We start from the raw sequence: 1,788 nt of genomic DNA on the forward strand, positions 1-1,788 counted from the left end.
TTAATTGGGTCATCTTATTTTTTACCTCCTTAATGGTTTTAGTGAATTTTTAATTATTATGGAGGCTTTAGATGGCCCTTTTCAAGTTTTATTATTTACTTTTACAGAAATTATAGTACAGACTCGATATTATACCTAACATGAGATAGCGGATAATAAAGAGTGTATGGGGTCTTGCAATATAACAAAAGCTATATTATCTTTGCATCATGCCCAGGCCATTACAGATATAATTCTTAGGAGCAATTTATTACATTACTTCCAGAAGAAATACTATACAAACGATCTTTCTTGATATTAAAAAAATTGGGGGGAGATATGAAGAGTGATATTGCAAGACCCCTTAATACTTTGATCTAATTGTTTTTGCATAATTGTTTAAAAAATGCTTAAATATAGTTAAGTTTAATACGATTAAATGTTAACAGGTTTTCGTATAACATGCAAAAATTATTCAACGATACGAAGACACTTTGTATAAAAGCGAGTTATCGGACATAGTCGAGTTTCTATTATTTTACTTTTTAAAAACCGAGGTAATTAAATGAATCTTTCTGCTTCAGAACAACTAGCATACTCAACTGTAAGAATTGAATGTGAATATAGTGACAATTCTACTGGTACAGGAACTGGATTCTTTTTAGATTCCTCGATAATAAAGAAAATAATTTACATGTCCCTGTGGTTATAACAAATAAACGTGTTATAAGAAATGCTACAAAAGGTAGACTAATTATGACTACCGCAAATGAAAATGGTGAACCAAATGACAAAGATCATTTTCAGGGATTTTTCAGTGACTTTGAGAATTTTTGGCGGCTACATCCAGATGATGATGTTGATTTATGTGCAATGCCAATTGCACCTTTTATAAACGCAGCTAAAGAAAAAAATAAAAATCTTTTTTATATTCCATTAGATAAAAAGTTAATCCCCTCTGCACAGCAAATGGAACAGCTATCAGGTTTAGAGGAAATACTAATGATTGGTTATCCTAATGGCATTTGGGATAACATTAATAATAAACCAATTTTTAGAAAAGGTGTTACAGCTACAAACCCGAATTTTGATTACAACGGAAAAAAGGAATTTTTAATTGATGCAGCATGCTTTCCTGGTTCAAGTGGTTCACCAGTTTTTATTTTTAATGAAGGTGGGTATAGAGACAAAAACGGCAACATGTATATAGGAGCATCAAGAGTATTATTATTGGGTGTGCTGTATGCTGGGCCACAACACACAGTAGAGGGTGAAATAAAAATAATTGATGTGCCAGTTTCACAAAAACCTATCGTATTTTCAACAGTGCCAAATAACTTAGGTCTGATATTGAAAGCAGAAAGAATTCTTGAACTAGAAGAATTATTCAAATAGTGGGAGTATAAGGGCAGGTCTTGCACTATAACAAAGTTAGTAAATGTAACTCTTTCCACTAGAAATAGGAACAGGGGATAACGATTCTCTATTCCTATTTATCCCCTTCTAAAACCCTTTTGGAAATGGTAAACTAAAATGCACCTAAGGTGGAAAATAAAAATGTACCTTTTATAAGACAAAGGGATAAGACAAGGGGACGGCAGACTGTGTGTATATAAGGGGTCTCAATATTTGACATAACTTTTTTCTGAGATTGTTAGAATGAATAGGGAAGGTGTACCGGCTCAATAATTCGGTAGCTTTTTTAAATTTTCATAAATTTTCCAAATACATTTTGTAATTTAAAATAAGGGAAATTCAAGTTGTCCTACCCGAAAACTGGCTCAAAGTACCTGTACGTGGAGGTAAGAA

Annotated in this window: 1 protein-coding gene; it reads left to right on the plus strand. The window is 32.3% G+C overall.

Features of this window, described 5'->3' with window-relative positions:
- Positions 1 to 735 precede the first annotated feature (735 nt).
- On the plus strand, positions 736 to 1,374 hold the full coding sequence (locus U9Q18_03485; GenBank protein MEA3313418.1) for a serine protease: 639 nt from the start codon (positions 736 to 738) through the stop codon (positions 1,372 to 1,374).
- Positions 1,375 to 1,788 lie beyond the last annotated feature (414 nt).

The sequence above is a fragment of the Caldisericota bacterium genome (assembly GCA_034717215.1).
GTDB lineage: Bacteria > Caldisericota > Caldisericia > Caldisericales > Caldisericaceae > UBA646.